The sequence below is a fragment of the Halodesulfurarchaeum formicicum genome (assembly GCF_001886955.1).
GTDB classification, from domain to species: Archaea; Halobacteriota; Halobacteria; order Halobacteriales; family Halobacteriaceae; genus Halodesulfurarchaeum; species Halodesulfurarchaeum formicicum.
The window spans coordinates 1044805-1058785 of record NZ_CP016804.1; the positions used below are offsets into that span (position 1 = coordinate 1044805).

Genomic DNA, 13981 nt, shown 5'->3' on the forward strand with positions numbered 1-13981 from the left:
GGGTGCCCGGAAAAGACAAGGGTTAAACCCGATCATCGACTGGCTGGCAATATGGCTGATACGATCGAAATCCTCGTTTCTGGCGGCCAGGCTGATCCGGGCCCACCGCTAGGACCGGAACTGGGTCCGACCCCAGTCGACGTGCAGGCGGTCGTCCAGGAGATCAACGACGAGACTGCTGCATTCGACGGCACCGAGGTCCCGGTCACCATCGAGTACGAGGAGGACGGCTCCTTTACCATCGAGGTCGGGGTCCCCCCGACGGCGGCACTCATCAAGGACGAAGCGGGCTTCGAGACGGGCAGTGGTGATCCCGAGACGAACTTCGTCGCCGACCTCTCCATCGAACAGGTCAAGAAGATCGCCGAGCAGAAGGTCTCCGATCTGCTCTCCTACGAGGTCAAGGCCGCGGCAAAGGAAGTCGCCGGCACCTGTGTCTCGCTGGGCGTGACGATCGAGGGCGAGGACGCACGGACGTTCAAACAGCGTGTCGACGACGGCGAGTACGACGACGTTCTCGAAGCCTGAACGGGCGGGCGCTTCGACGGGTTTAAGTTGGCTTCGACACCTTTCTCCGAGCGAGACAGGCATCGCCTGTTTCACTGACCCGTAGGAGATCTGACCTGAGAGGGTCGTGGACTACGGAGGTGAAAAATGGCAGACTCTGCTATCGAAGAGGCCGTCAATCGCGCACTGGAGGAGGCACCTGAGCGGGCGTTCCGCGAAACGGTAGACCTCGCCGTCAATCTGCGTGACATCGACCTCAATGACCCATCGAATCGTATCGACGAAAGCGTCGTCCTCCCGGAGGGGACCGGCCAGGACACCTCGATCGTGGTGTTCGCGACCGGCGAAACGGCCATCCAGGCCGCGGACGTCGCCGATCAGGTACTCGACGACGACGATCTCGAGGACCTCGGCGACGACGACGATGCAGCAAAGGACCTCGCCGATGAAACTGACTTCTTCATCGCCGAGGCAGCGATGATGCAGGACATCGGTCGCTATCTCGGGACCGTCCTCGGTCCCCGGGGGAAGATGCCGACGCCCCTGCAGCCCGACGACGACGTCGTCGAAGTAGTGAACCGCATGAAAAACAGCATCCAGCTTCGCAGTGGCGACCGCCGCACCTTCCACACCCGCGTGGGCGCGGCGGACATGTCTGCGGAGGAGATCGCCGAGAATATCGACGTCATCCTCCGCCGACTGCACGCGGACCTGGAGAAAGGGCCGCTCAACGTGGACTCCGTGTACGTGAAGACCACGATGGGCCCCGCCGTCGAGGTGGCATAAATGACGGCTGAAGCCGAACACACGACCGAACACGTCCCCGAATGGAAACAACAGGAGGTCGAGGACCTCGTTTCGGTCATCGAATCCTACGACAGCGTCGGCGTCGTCGACGTACAAGGGATTCCGAGCCGACAGCTCCAGGAGATGCGGGCGGACCTGTACGGGTCGGCCACGCTCCGGATGAGCCGGAACACGCTCCTCGAACGAGCGCTGGAGCAGGTTGATGCGGGGCTCGAAGACCTCGTGCCGTTCCTTTCGGGCCACGTCGGCCTGATCGGAACGAACGACAACCCCTTCGCGCTCTACCGTCGACTCGAACAGTCCAAGACGGCCGCCCCGATCAGCGCTGGCGAGACTGCTCCGAACGACATCGTCATCGAGGAAGGCGACACGGGAATGGACCCCGGCCCCTTCGTCGGTGACCTGCAGAACGTCGGGGCCGCCGCTCGCATCGACGAGGGATCGATCAAGGTCCTCGAAGACAGCGTCGTGGCGGAAGCCGGCGATATCGTCAGCCAGGACCTGGCTGGCGTGCTCGGCGAACTCGGTATCGAGCCCAAGGAGGTCGGACTCGACCTCCGTGCCGTCTTCGCCGACGGCGTGCTCTTCGAGGCCGAGGAACTCGAGATCGACGTCGAGGCCTACCGGGCCGACTTCGAAGCCGCCGCAGCGGCCGGTCGGAACCTCGCGGTCAACGCCGCGATCCCGACCACGGAGTCGATGCCCGCGCTGCTGGCGAAAGCCGAGGGCGAGGCCAAGAGCCTCGGCCTGCAGGCTTCGATCGAGAGCCCGGCCCTGATGGACGACCTGGTTTCGACCGCGGACGCCCAGGTCAAGGCCCTGGCCGCACAGATCGAGGACGACGAGGCGCTCCCCGAGGAGCTCCGTGACCTCGAAGCCCCCGGTGGGGCCGAAACCACTGACACCGAAGAATCGATCGACGACCAACCAGAGGCAGACGCCGAACCGGAAGCCGCCGAAGACGACGATGACGACGAGGACGAAGACGCCGGTGGCGAGGGCCTCGGAGCGATGTTCGGATAACACCCATGGAATACGTATACGCCGCACTCATCCTGAACGAGACCGACGCAGAGATCAACGAAGACAACCTGACCGACGTGCTGGACGCCGCCGGCGTGGACGTGGAGGAGTCCCGCGTCAAGGCCCTGGTGGCCGCCCTCGAAGACGTCGACATCGAGGAGGCCGTCGAGCAGGCCGCAGCCGCCCCCGCAGCCCCCGCCGCGAGCGGTGGCTCGGAAGCCGAGGCCGAGGAGGCCGAGGAAGAGGAAGCTGAGGAAGAAGCCGAAGCTGAAGAAGAAGAAGAAGCCGAGGAAGAGGACGAAGAGGCCTCCGGCGAAGGTCTCGGCGACCTCTTCGGGTAAGCCGGTTCAGCGACCGATTTTTCTTTGGCGACCAACGGATCAGTCACAACGCCAGGACGTGTCCTGAGGAACGTCGGCGATCGATTCTCGCCGCCCGTCAAGGACCGGAAACTGCTCGTTTCGCCGGCGTTCGAGACATCCCAGCAACCGGGCCGCCCAGCGGAGTTTGTGAGCCTTTTCCGAAGACACGGTCGGGTCGTCGAAATCCCAGCCCGGGAACCGAAGGGTGTCGGCACCCAGGTGATCAGCGAGGAACGCCGCCCGATCGCCGTCCGTGAACCCGCCGAAGTTGTAGACGTTGTCGAGCGGCTCGACCTGTGTGGTCCCGAAGACCGATTCGCCGTCGAAGCGGGGGACATACTCTCGGACTGCCGGCACGTTGTCCCCATGGGCATGGGCGGCGACCGGAACGCCTGCCCGGCTCAACGAAATTGCGGTTTCCGGTGTCTTATCGAGATCCGTCACGACCAGATCAGGTCGAATCCCGGCGGCTTCCATCACAGCCGCGGCGCCCGAGGCGGCGACCGTCCGGTCGGCATCCCTGAGGACGTCGAGTTCGGATTCGAGCGTGTCGCTGCCCCCGGCGACGGCGACAGTTCGCCCACGGAAATCCAGGCGGTCGAACTCGAAGGGCTCGACGAGCTCCGAGAGCACGTCACGTGCCGCCCGATCCTCGGTGGGGTCATACCCGAAGTCGGCGACGATCCGCTCGTAGATCGGTTCCCAGGCGGCGTAGTCCATGGCCGTGGCTACGAGGTCAAAATATGTAGGAACCCTGGTTCGAGCCGGAGACCCCGACCGCGAGTACCCCTACCCAAGGGGTCCGGCCTCCAATCCCTCGGTTTACTCCCATCCGGTATAAGCTTTCTTGTTATTTACGACCCATCGCGGGGGAGTCAGGCGGTTGTCGGGCCGAATATTTTTTGAACGGGCGACCGTGGAGTACCCATGGCAATCGAGTTCGAACGCGAGGTGCAGACGGCCACCTTCTACAATCCGCTGGAGGATTTCGCGGAGACGGCAGTCGAGGTCGAGATTCGCGAGGACCCACTCACCGGTCGACAGACCCGGATCGTCCCGGATGCCTTCGTCGAACCGGAGGACGAGGTGGAACTCGACGAGTCGGTGACCGACGGGGAGGGCTGTTTCTTCTGTCCAGATATGGTCGGGGAGGCGACCCCGAAATATCCCGACTTCGTCGGGTTCGACCGGGGCTCAATCGGCGAGGCGACCTCCTTTCCCAACCTGAACCCCTATGGCAGTCACTCCAATGTCGTGGTTCTCACGGCCGACCATTACGTTCCGATCGACGAACTTGCCGCCGAACGCTTCGCCGATGGCCTCCAGGCGGCACTCGAATACGTCGAGGCCGTTTTCGAGAGCGAGGAAACAACTTCCGTGGCCTCGGTGAACATGAACTTCCTCCCGTCGGCCGGGTCGAGCATCGTCCATCCACACGTCCAGGCACTGGTCGACGACCGGGGGACAAACAGCCAGCAAGCCCGGATCGAGGGGGCTCGTGAGTATCAGGCCGGCGCTGAGACGGACTATTTCGGCGATTCAATCGGCGCGGCTCGGGACGGCGACCGCTATATCGGCTCGACCGGGGCCGTCGAATGGCTCGCCCCGTTTGCACCACGCCACCACCGTCACGTCCGTGGAATCGCCCCCGAAACCGGGCGTTTGGAGCCCGAATCGCCCGTCGTCGAATCCTTCGCACAGGGAATCGAGAACGTGTTGGCCCACTACGCGGACCAGGGACTGAACAGTTTCAATTTCGGGCTCCACGTCGTGGACGACGAGGCGGTGCGGCCACACCTGGACATCGTCGCCCGGTCGGTCTTCCAGGAGTACGCCTGGAGTGACGCCACCTTCTTCGAGACGATTCACGACGAGAGCGTGGTCGATGTGCCACCGGAGACAATCAGCGAACAGGTCCGCGAGTTCTTCTGACTGTGTCAGGGGCTTTTTGCCCACTCACGACGAGATACGGCCATGTCGGAGCAGACACCCGTCGTGGTGATCGTGGATGCCCAGACGCCGGGCAACGTGGGAACGATCGCCAGATCGATGAAGAACTTCGGGTTCAGCGAGTTGTTGCTCGTCGATCCGCCCGAACTTGATCCGGACGGCGAAGCATACGGGTTCGCGGGCCAGGCTCGTGAGGACGTGCTCCCAAACGCCCGTGAGACGACCTTCGAGGCGGTACTCGAAGCCTATCACACCGTCGGCTTCACGGCGGTCACGAACGAGGACGAAACCAGCCACGTCAGATTTCCCTTCAAAACACCGCGGGAGCTTGCAGAATCACTCGCTGAGCGGTCGGGGCCAACAGCACTCGTGTTCGGTCGGGAACCGACTGGACTGCACAACGAAGAGCTCGCCCAGCTAGACGAGATCTGTGCGATTCCAGCCAGCGAATCTTATCCGGTGTTGAACCTCGGGCAGGCAGCGACGATCGCCCTCTACGAACTCCGGAATGTGACACTCGGGGAGACACAGCTTCCGGACCGCACCGGCTCAGTCGCCGACCCCGCGGATGTCGAGCGATTTCACGAGCACGTCGCCCAATTCCTCGAATCGATCGAGTACGCTCCGGAAAAACGGGCCAAGACCCAGCGACTCGTCCGTCGGCTCCTCGGTCGGGCAAAGCCCACAGGCCAAGAACTGGTGACACTGCGTGGGGTTATGCGACAGGCGGTCACCCGAAATCGGGAGTGACTACTTCTTCCGTGTATCGGTGAAATCCGTCTTAGTGCGGAACGGCCGATGCTCCTCGAGCGTCGCGGCGATCTCCTGGATTGTCTCGACGGCGCGCCCGTATGGGGCGTCCAATATCCGGACGACCAGATCGCGGCGGATCGCGGTGAATCCGGCCATGACCAGGAGGAAGCCCACGACGGTCGTGAGCGTGATCATCTCACCCAGCAGAAGCCAGGCGACCAGGGCGGCGGCGATGGGTTCGAGATAGCTCACCAGGTTGAGCTGAGAGGGCCCGACTCGGTCGAGGAGGGTGAAGTACACCATGAACGCGATGATCCCCGAGAAGACGACCAAATAGCTCAGCGAGAGCAGCCCAGTCGTCGTGACCTCGACGCCAGCCCAGGACTCGCCTCGAAGAGAGCCAACTCCAAAGAGCATGCCCGACCCAATGAGCATCGCCCAGGCCTGGAGGCTCTTGAGCGGAAGGCCGGACCGAACGGTCCGTGAGAGAACCCCACCAGCGGCGAAACTCGCGGCGGCGAGGAGGACGAGACCGATCCCGAAGAGATGCCCCTGATCGAGGGAGGCTGGATTCGGCTGGGCGACGACCACCACGCCGGCGATGCCAAGAACGAAGCCGATGATTTCGTTCATCCGGGGGAGCCCGCGCTCCAGGGTCAGACTTGCAAACAGCACCGTCAGAACCGGAGACAGGCTGATGATGATCGAGGCGATTGCCCCGGAGACGATCTGCTCGCCAAGGTAGAGGAACGCGTGATTCGCGAAGATGAGAAACAGCGCGACCACGCCGATTGCGAGGTAATCGGTCCGCCGCTGTGGCATGATTTCAGGCGCGGACATGACCGCCCAGGCCATGAGTAGCCCGCCAGCCAACAGGTACCGAATGCCGGCGAAGTAAAGCGGCGGGAAGACGTGAAGCCCGATCTCGATCGCGACGAACGAACTGCCCCAGAGCAGGCCCAGCAGGACGAACAGCGACGCTGTCGCCCGCGGCCCGGAGAGGAGATCCAAATGTGTCATTAGTATCTACGAAATGGACGGGATGATTAAAGTCTTTCTACAAACTTTCGCGATTTTCCGGCCTCACCTGCGACTTTGAGAATATTTGTGATAGAAAACTTTGGACACAGTTCGCAAAATCGGTCACAGACCGAACGGACTACAACGGAACGCATTCGATGACTCCCCGTCAGGAGACGAACTGGTAAGTGGACGGGTCGTGTCTCACTACGCATGGACGAGCGCGACGTCGCGATTCTCAAGGCGATCTCGGATCTCGGAACGGGAAGCCCCGACCAGTTACACGAGGAGACCGGGATCCCAGTTTCGACGATCCACTACCGGTTGAACAACCTTCGGGAAGAGGGGATCATCACGAACGACCTCTATGACTTCGATCACGAGAAGTTGGGACTGGGAGTGACCATCATCGTCGAGGTCCTCGCCGAGTACGAGGGCTCGGCCGACGAGGTCGAAGACGCACTGTTCAACATCGAGGGGGTGACACAGGTCTTTTTCACCATGGGCGAGACTGATTTCATCGTGCTCGCTCGGCTCCCGGACTCGGACAGCGTCGAACGCTTGATCGCGGACTTCGAATCAATTCCAGAAGTCGATCGGACCAACTCGACCTTCGTCGTGTCGACCCTGCGAGACGAGAGTCGGGCCCCCGCGACCTACGATCTGGAAACACTGACCGACGCGCTTGTGGACTAATCCAGGGACACGCCGAGTTTTCGCTCGACGTACAGGAGACTCACCAATCCGAGAATGATCACAGTGTACGCCATCGCCGCGAGAAGGGCATCCTGGACGGTCGTGTATTCGGAGGTCCGGAAGATGATCACCTTTCGGACCATCGCGATCACGCCGGTGTAGATCACCAGCCGGACGATCTGCCGGGTATCGGTCTGTCGGACATAGGCCACGACGGTCTGGTAAACCTCAACGATTATGAGCAAGAGCAGGCCCGTCTCGATGAAACCGATGACCACCAGGGGGTCGGTGATGGCTCCCGTGGGGACCGTCATCGCGATCTGGAGGGCCAGATCGACCACGCCGATGCCGAAGAGGAGCGCAAAGAGCCCGGCGGCGGCGAGTTCGACGGCCTGGACGAACTGACTGATGTGCCTGGAGATCTGACCCGCCATCTCTCCAGTCTCCGGGTTCCCGGATCCCTCGCCGGCTCCCTGTGACATTTGTCACCACGATAAACGGGTCCCCATGCCCTAAATCTGCGGGTCGTGGGTTACAGTTTGGCCTGGATCTCCTCGCGAAGCACCGAGGAGACGACTTCGCCGTCGGCTTTACCCCGAAGCGCGCCCATCGCCTCGCCCATCAGCGCCGAGAAGGCCTCCATACCCTCGTCCTCGACCTGGGATGCGTTCCGCTCGACGACCTCCCGCACTGCTTCGCGAACCGCCGCCTCGTCGACGGCGCCGAGGCCGGCTTCCTCGATCGCTGTCGCCGCAGAGAGTTCGGGTTGCTCCGCGAGAACCGTCAATACCTCACCGACTCCCTCTTTCGCCAGGTCGCCAGCATCCACCTGTTCGAGCACGTCGAGAAAGTGTTCGTCGGTCAGATTCTCGACTGGGACGTCGTCCCGACGGAGTTCGGTACTCGTCGATTCGACCGTCGTCGCGGCGAGGGCGGGGTCCACGCCCTGTTCGACCGCCTGCTCGAACGTCGTGAACCGCCGGCCGAAGGCCACCTGTTCGGCGAGTCCGGGATCGAGGTCGTAGGCCTCGACGTATCGGTCGACCTTCTCATCGAGGAGTTCGGGAGTCTCAACGGCCGCCGGATCGATATCGACCGGCGGCACGTCCGTCTCGGGATACATGCGTGCAGCCCCTGGAAGCGGGCGGAGATACGAGGTCGTTCCGTCCTCGTTCGCGTCCCGGGTCTCTTCGGGGACCCCCTCGATCGCGACTGCGGCTCGATCGGCTGCAGCCTCGATCGCGAGCTCAGCGGTTTCCGTGTCGGCCGCGACGATCGCGACGGCGTCTTCCTCGCCAGCGTCGACCGCGTCTCTGAGTGCCACGACTTCTTCCTCGGTTACGCCGTAGGCCGGGAGTTCGTCCGTGTGGAAGATCCCACCCGCGCCGTGGCGTTTGGCGTGATCCGAGAGTTCGGTTCCCAATCGTCGGTCGGGCTGGATCTCACGCCCCACGAGCCCGTCGAATCCGAAGAGCGGAACCGCTTTGACGGCTCCGCCGGCGTCGAGTGCGCCACGAATGACGCCGGAGTCGGTGTCCGCAAAGACATCACTGACAGCCTGAACGTCACCGACAGCGGCGTTGCGGTCCTGCAGTTCCTCGCTGATCTCCAGGAGTTCGGCCTGTCGGCGGACCTCCCCGCGGACGATGTTCTCGATCCCCTCTAGATCCTGGACGCCCTTGACCTCGACCCGGGCACCCTCCTCGATCGAGACGTTCACGTCCTGTCGAATCGTCCCCAGGCCACGCTTGACGCTGCCGGTGGAGCGCAGAATCATGCCGAGTCGACCCGCCGCCTCGCGGGCCTGTTTGGGGCTAGTGATGTCGGGTTCCGTCCCGATCTCTACGAGTGGAACCCCGAGCCGATCGAGAGAGAACACGACCCCCGAATCGGTCTCCTCGACCCGTCGGGCCGACTCCTCTTCGAGCATCAGGTCCTCGATGCCGACTGGGCCCGCCTCGGTCTGGATCTCCCCGTCGGTCGCGATCAGCGATGTTCGCTGGAAGCCGGAGGTGTTCGAGCCGTCGATGACGACCTTTCGCATGACGTGGGCCTGATCGACGGGCGTCATCGAGAGCAGTTGGGCGATCTCCAGGCTGAGCTCCAGCGCCTCGTCGTCCATGGGGTGTGGAGGTTCGTCGTCCTCCTCGACCAGACAGGTCGAGTCGTATCCCAGGTACTCGAACTCCCGTTCGACCTGGCTCTCCTCCAGGGCGGCCTCGTCGACCTCGCCGAGTTCGCTCGGCGTCGGGTGCAAATACCGCGTGAACGACCGGACCGACTCCGCAGCCTCCCGTTGGGTCGTCGGACAGTTACAGAACAGCTTCGTCTCGGTATCGAGTTGCTGATGGATCTCCAGTCCCGCGACGAGGCCCAGCTCCTCGTAATCGAACTCGGTCATTGTGGACTGGTCCGTGTGGGAGGGTTAAAACCGTTCAGTCTCTCGGCTCGGGTGGCTCCTTCAGGACCCCAACTGCGGTCAGAAGCTTCTCGGTGACAGCCGACCGCACCGCATCGGCTGTGGCCGTGCGAACGTCGATGACACTGGCCTCCTGGGAGGCAAAGCCACCGGAACTGGCGGTGTCGATCACGACCGTGCCAAGCCCCCACCGCCGCTGGAAGAGCGTCCGGCGGTCGATCACGGTCTGGACGCGGTCGCCGGGCACCACGTGGGTCCGCCGTCGCCAGAATCCGGTCCGTGTGATCACGTATCCGTCGACGATGTCCCAGCCTCGATGGGCCCATTTCTTCCGGGCCGCGATCGGGACCGCCGCGTAGAGCGCCACGAGGCCATACCACGGGACCGGTCCCACGAGCCAGCTCCCCAGGAAGCCAGCCCCCAATAGCGCCGTGACGACGATAGCGTACCGGACGGTGTACCGCCGACGGGCCTCCGGGGCCGGCCGGGCAAATTCCACCTCGCCGAAGTCCTCGACGTCGCGTGCAAGTTCGAGGAGCCGGTCCCGTTTTGCGAGCGGGACGGCTGATTCGGCCCCGGACTCCGATCCCGGACCGTAGCCAGCCGTCTCGATCGTGAGCGACGCGTAGCCGAAGTGCCGCATGAGCACGTTCTCCTCGATCACGATCGTCTGGATCTTGCCCGCGGGGATCGAGCCGTCGTACCGCTGGAGGAGGCCCCGTTCGTACCGGAGTTCGTCGCCGACGCGCGTGAGCGTGAACCCGTAGTAGCCGACGAATCGACTGAATCCGCCGAGGATCCAGACGGCCAGCCCTGCAAGCACGAGTCCAAACAGACCGAGGACGAAGACGACTGCAGCCGCCCGGCCGGCGAGATACTCGGTTGCAAATGGGGCCACAGTTGGCACGAGGACAAAGACGATCGAGAACAGTCGCGGATCGAGGGAGAGGAGACTGTAGAGCACCAGATCCTCGTCCGAGAGCTCGAAGAGGCGTTCGTGGGACTCCCCAGACGTGTCTTCGGTGTCCGTGTGAATGGAATCGGACTCGTCGAGACTGCGCTTTCGGGTTCTGATCCCTTCCTGGAGTCGAGTTGCCTCGGCCCGGGAGACGAAATTGAGAGCTGCTTCCGTCGAACTGCCGCCCGCGGTCTCGATGCCGACGGCCCCGATACCCAGGGCCCGCTGGAAGATCGACCGGGTGATGTCCACGTTCTGAATGCGACCCAGGGGGATGTCCCGTTCACGCCTGAAGAGCACGCCCGAATGAATGTACAGGGAATCGTCGGTCAGTTCGTAGGCGAAAAACCGGTACCGCAGTATCTCGTATGCGAGCGCCCCAATGACGAACAGCACGGCCAACACCATCCCGAGGGAAGGCATCCAGAACGGGAGCAGCCCTGCTGCACGCAACGGTTCCTGAACCATCGAACCGAGGACCGATCCGGCAATCGCCAGCCCGAGCGCTCGGCTCGCGCCACGAACCGGAACGGTCAGGGGGTGGAGCTTAGACGCCATCGTCTGCTTCGTGTTCGCCGGCGAGTGCCCGAAGCCGTTCCTGGAGTGACTCCGCCCGATCCGGTTTGAGTCCCGGAATCCTCACGTCCGCACCCCTGGAGCCCGCCGTGTAGACGACGACTCGGCTCAGGCCGAGTGCCCGCTCGAAGGGGTTTCGCTGGGTGTCGACGTGCTGGACCCGCACGTACGGGACGACCGTCCGAACGCGGGTGAACACGCCGCGATGCAGGAAGAGCGCATCGTCCTGCAGTTCGTAGCGCCAGAGCCGAAATCTGAGATGGGCATGGCCGAGAAGGAGGACCGCGAAGAGGAGGAAGGCACCGATCGCCGCCGTCGGGAATCGCCACTCGAACCAGAAGGTCACTCCGGCGAGAACACCTGCCAGTACCGTAGCGAGAAGCACCGCGACGACTCCCCACAAGATCTGCACGCGGGGCGTGAGACGTTCCATAGGCGAACTGGGAATCCCACCCCCTTGAAAGACCGGGTGGGCCTAGTCGGTCAGAATCCCCGGTTCGGTCATCGCCTCGGGATCGATGACCTCGTCGGCTTCCGCCTCGGTCAGGTAGCCCCGCTCAACAGCGACCTCGCGGACGGTCTTTCCCTCTTCGAGGGCCGCTTTGGCGACTTCTGCGGCGGCGTCGTAACCGATGGCTGGATTCAGCGCCGTGGTCAGCGCCAGGCTCCGTTCGACCTGTTCGGCACAGGACTCCTCGTTCGCTTCGAGGTTGGCCACAAACCGCGTCGCGAACGTCTCCGCGCCGTTCGCGAGCAGCCGAGCGGACTGCAGGAAGTCGGTGGCGATCACCGGCTTGTAGAGGTTCAAATCGAGCTGACCGCCCGCTCCGCCTTTCGAGATGGTGGCGTCGTTGCCCACGATCCGGGCGTGAATTTGATTGACCGACTCGGCGACGACCGGGTTGATCTTCCCGGGCATAATTGAGGATCCGGGCTGGTTCTCGGGTTGTTCGATCTCACCGAGACCGTTCCGGGGGCCCGAAGCTAACAACCGCAGGTCGTGGGCGATCTTGTCGAGCGATCCCGAGACGGTTCGAAGCGCACCGTGGACGGATGCCATCGCGTCGTGAGCGGCCTGGGCCTCGAAGTGGTTGTCCGCTTCGCTGAACTCCGTTCCGGTCAGTTCGCTGATCTCCGCGGCAGCCAGCTCCGCGAACTCCGGATGCGTGTTGAGCCCGGTGCCGACGGCGGTCCCACCCAGGGCAAGCTCCCGGAGTTCGGCTTTGCTCGTTTCGATCCGCGCTATCCCCTTCTCGATCTGGGCCCGATAGCCGCCGAACTCCTGGCCCAGCCGAACTGGGGTCGCGTCCTGCAGGTGAGTCCGGCCGGTCTTGACGACCCCGTCGAAGGCCGCTTCCTTCTCGGCGAGTGCATCCCGAAGCGTGCGGAGGGCGGGTTCCACGTCGTCCTCGATGGCTTCGAGAGCTGCAACGTGCATGGCCGTGGGAATCACGTCGTTCGAGGACTGCCCGAAGTTCACGTGATCGTTCGGGTGGACCGCCTTGCTTCCAACCGACTCGCCCATAATCTCGGCGGCCCGGTTCGCGATCACCTCGTTTGCATTCATGTTCGTCGAGGTCCCGGAGCCGGTCTGGAACACGTCGACCGGGAAGTGCTCGTCGAGATCTCCCTCGATGACCTCCGTGGCCGCCGCCTGGATCGCTTCGGCGATCTCCTCGGGAATCATCCCAAGCTGGGCATTCGCCGCCGCTGCGGCTTGCTTCACGATGCCCAGGGCCCTGATGAACCGCCGGTCCATTTGCTCGTCGCTGATCGGGAAATTCTGGATCGCGCGCTGGGTCTGGGCCCCCCAGTAGGCGTCGGCCGGAACGCTGATCTCGCCGAGGCTGTCCACTTCGATTCGTTCGTCGTCTCCCGCGGTCATGGAGGCGATTCGTGTCCGACCCCGTAAAACATCCCCTTTCTTACGTAAACTGGTCGAGTCCGGTCTGGGCGACCGAATCCTCGATCCGCTCGAACCCACGGGCGACCTCCTCGGGTGGAATCTCCCAGGTCTCGGTGACGTAGGTCCTGGCGGCGTCGATATCCGGATCGATCGAGAGGTCGAGGTCGTACTCGGTCGTCACGTCCGGGTCGAGGAACAGGTCCCGGATCTGATCGGCATACTCGATGTATTCGTCCTCGGCCTCAAGCACGCCCCAGAGATCGCCGTGTTCCTTGACCGCACTGAGGGCCGTCTTCGGGCCGTACCCCCGAAGACCCTCGTTGAAGTCTGTCCCACAGAGAATACCGATATCGACCAGTTGGGACCACGTGATGTCGTGTTCCGCGAGGGTCGCTTCGAAGTCCATGAGCTCCGGGTCGTCACTGGTGGTGAGCTTACGGAGCGTATAGGGGGCCCCCAGGAGGAGCGTGTCGTAGTCCTCGCTCCCGGCGTAGTCCACGTCGGGATCGTTTCGAGCCATCGCGGCGGCCTGGGCTTCGCCCTCGGCCGGGGCCTCGACGATCGGGATGTCGAGATGCTCGAGGAGGTCGCGTGTCGTCCGGTGGATCACGTCGGTCAGCCGCTGGGTTCGTGACTCCAGTCTCGCGGCTTTGATTTGCTCGCCGGCCTCCCTGGCCGCCTCCATTCGCTTTTCGGCTTCTTCGCGTTTCTCGCGTCGACGTGTCACCTCCTCGGTCTTGAGCTCAGTGACGCCGCCGTCGAAGACGAAGACCGGCGTCAGATCGTGTTCGAAGAACTTCGGCAGTCCCTGGACGACCCCGATGAGGTTGGCGACTTCCTCGCCCGCACCCGTCGTGTAGACCGAATCACGGGTGAACTTCACCGTGGTCGTGAGATAGCGGTAGAGCCAGTTGTGCGCGTCGACGGCCACTACGTCTCCGTCCAGGTCCTCGTAGCCCACCTCCGAGAGCACCGCCAGCTGTCTGAGATCTGCGAGCCCCATC

15 protein-coding genes are annotated in these 13981 nt (G+C 63.4%); 7 read left to right on the top strand and 8 right to left on the bottom strand.

Going from position 1 to position 13981, the window contains the following annotated elements; translation table 11 throughout:
* Positions 1–51 precede the first annotated feature (51 nt).
* From HSR6_RS05485 to rpl12p, 4 genes are all read left to right on the top strand, one after another.
* Positions 52–528: a 50S ribosomal protein L11 gene (locus HSR6_RS05485; RefSeq protein WP_070364952.1), complete on the top strand. Its 477-nt coding sequence runs from the start codon at positions 52–54 to the stop codon at positions 526–528.
* Positions 529–654: 126 nt separating this feature from the next.
* Positions 655–1293 carry a 50S ribosomal protein L1 gene (locus tag HSR6_RS05490; protein WP_070364953.1) on the top strand — a complete coding sequence of 213 codons (639 nt, stop codon included), beginning with the start codon at positions 655–657 and terminating at the stop codon, positions 1291–1293.
* Positions 1294–2337, top strand: a complete 1044-nt coding sequence (locus HSR6_RS05495) for a 50S ribosomal protein L10 (protein WP_071933062.1) — start codon at positions 1294–1296, stop codon at positions 2335–2337.
* 5 nt (positions 2338–2342) lie between these two features.
* On the top strand, positions 2343–2678 hold the full coding sequence (rpl12p, locus tag HSR6_RS05500; protein WP_071933063.1) for a 50S ribosomal protein P1: 336 nt from the start codon (positions 2343–2345) through the stop codon (positions 2676–2678).
* A gap of 39 nt (positions 2679–2717) precedes the next feature.
* Here rpl12p and HSR6_RS05505 read toward each other — a convergent pair whose 3' ends face one another.
* Complete coding sequence (locus HSR6_RS05505; protein ID WP_071933064.1) at positions 2718–3419, bottom strand: 6-hydroxymethylpterin diphosphokinase MptE-like protein; 702 nt, start codon at positions 3417–3419, stop codon at positions 2718–2720.
* Between the two features lie 207 nt (positions 3420–3626).
* Here HSR6_RS05505 and HSR6_RS05510 point away from each other — a divergent pair, with 207 nt between their 5' ends.
* Together HSR6_RS05510 and HSR6_RS05515 are read left to right on the top strand one after the other, a co-directional pair.
* Positions 3627–4631 (top strand): hypothetical protein, encoded by a 1005-nt coding sequence (locus HSR6_RS05510; RefSeq protein ID WP_071933065.1) that lies wholly within the window; start codon positions 3627–3629, stop codon positions 4629–4631.
* Between the two features lie 42 nt (positions 4632–4673).
* Complete coding sequence (locus HSR6_RS05515) at positions 4674–5399, top strand: RNA methyltransferase (RefSeq protein WP_070364958.1); 726 nt, start codon at positions 4674–4676, stop codon at positions 5397–5399.
* On the opposite strand, the gene HSR6_RS05520 is transcribed toward HSR6_RS05515, so the two are convergent.
* Positions 5400–6422, bottom strand: coding sequence for a DMT family transporter (locus HSR6_RS05520; protein WP_071933066.1), 1023 nt, complete (start codon positions 6420–6422; stop codon positions 5400–5402).
* 213 nt (positions 6423–6635) lie between these two features.
* Here HSR6_RS05520 and HSR6_RS05525 point away from each other — a divergent pair, with 213 nt between their 5' ends.
* Positions 6636–7118, top strand: a complete 483-nt coding sequence (locus HSR6_RS05525; protein WP_070364960.1) for an Lrp/AsnC family transcriptional regulator — start codon at positions 6636–6638, stop codon at positions 7116–7118.
* Here HSR6_RS05525 and HSR6_RS05530 read toward each other — a convergent pair.
* From HSR6_RS05530 to fen, 6 genes are all read right to left on the bottom strand, one after another.
* Positions 7115–7552 carry a phosphate-starvation-inducible PsiE family protein gene (locus tag HSR6_RS05530; RefSeq protein ID WP_232503003.1) on the bottom strand — a complete coding sequence of 146 codons (438 nt, stop codon included), beginning with the start codon at positions 7550–7552 and terminating at the stop codon, positions 7115–7117. The two genes, HSR6_RS05525 and HSR6_RS05530, sit on opposite strands and share 4 nt — an antisense overlap.
* 98 nt (positions 7553–7650) lie before the next feature.
* On the bottom strand, positions 7651–9519 hold the full coding sequence (gatE, locus tag HSR6_RS05535) for a Glu-tRNA(Gln) amidotransferase subunit GatE (RefSeq protein ID WP_071933067.1): 1869 nt from the start codon (positions 9517–9519) through the stop codon (positions 7651–7653).
* Positions 9520–9553: 34 nt separating this feature from the next.
* Positions 9554–11053, bottom strand: coding sequence for a PH domain-containing protein (locus HSR6_RS05540; protein WP_071933068.1), 1500 nt, complete (start codon positions 11051–11053; stop codon positions 9554–9556).
* A complete protein-coding gene (locus HSR6_RS05545; RefSeq protein ID WP_070364964.1) occupies positions 11043–11504 on the bottom strand; it encodes a PH domain-containing protein in 462 nt (153 codons plus the stop codon). Before HSR6_RS05545 ends, HSR6_RS05540 begins: the two co-directional genes overlap by 11 nt.
* A 42-nt stretch (positions 11505–11546) precedes the next feature.
* Positions 11547–12956: a class II fumarate hydratase gene (locus HSR6_RS05550; RefSeq protein ID WP_071933069.1), complete on the bottom strand. Its 1410-nt coding sequence runs from the start codon at positions 12954–12956 to the stop codon at positions 11547–11549.
* A 40-nt stretch (positions 12957–12996) separates the two neighbouring features.
* Positions 12997–13980, bottom strand: a complete 984-nt coding sequence (gene fen / locus HSR6_RS05555; RefSeq protein WP_071933070.1) for a flap endonuclease-1 — start codon at positions 13978–13980, stop codon at positions 12997–12999.
* Position 13981 lies beyond the last annotated feature (1 nt).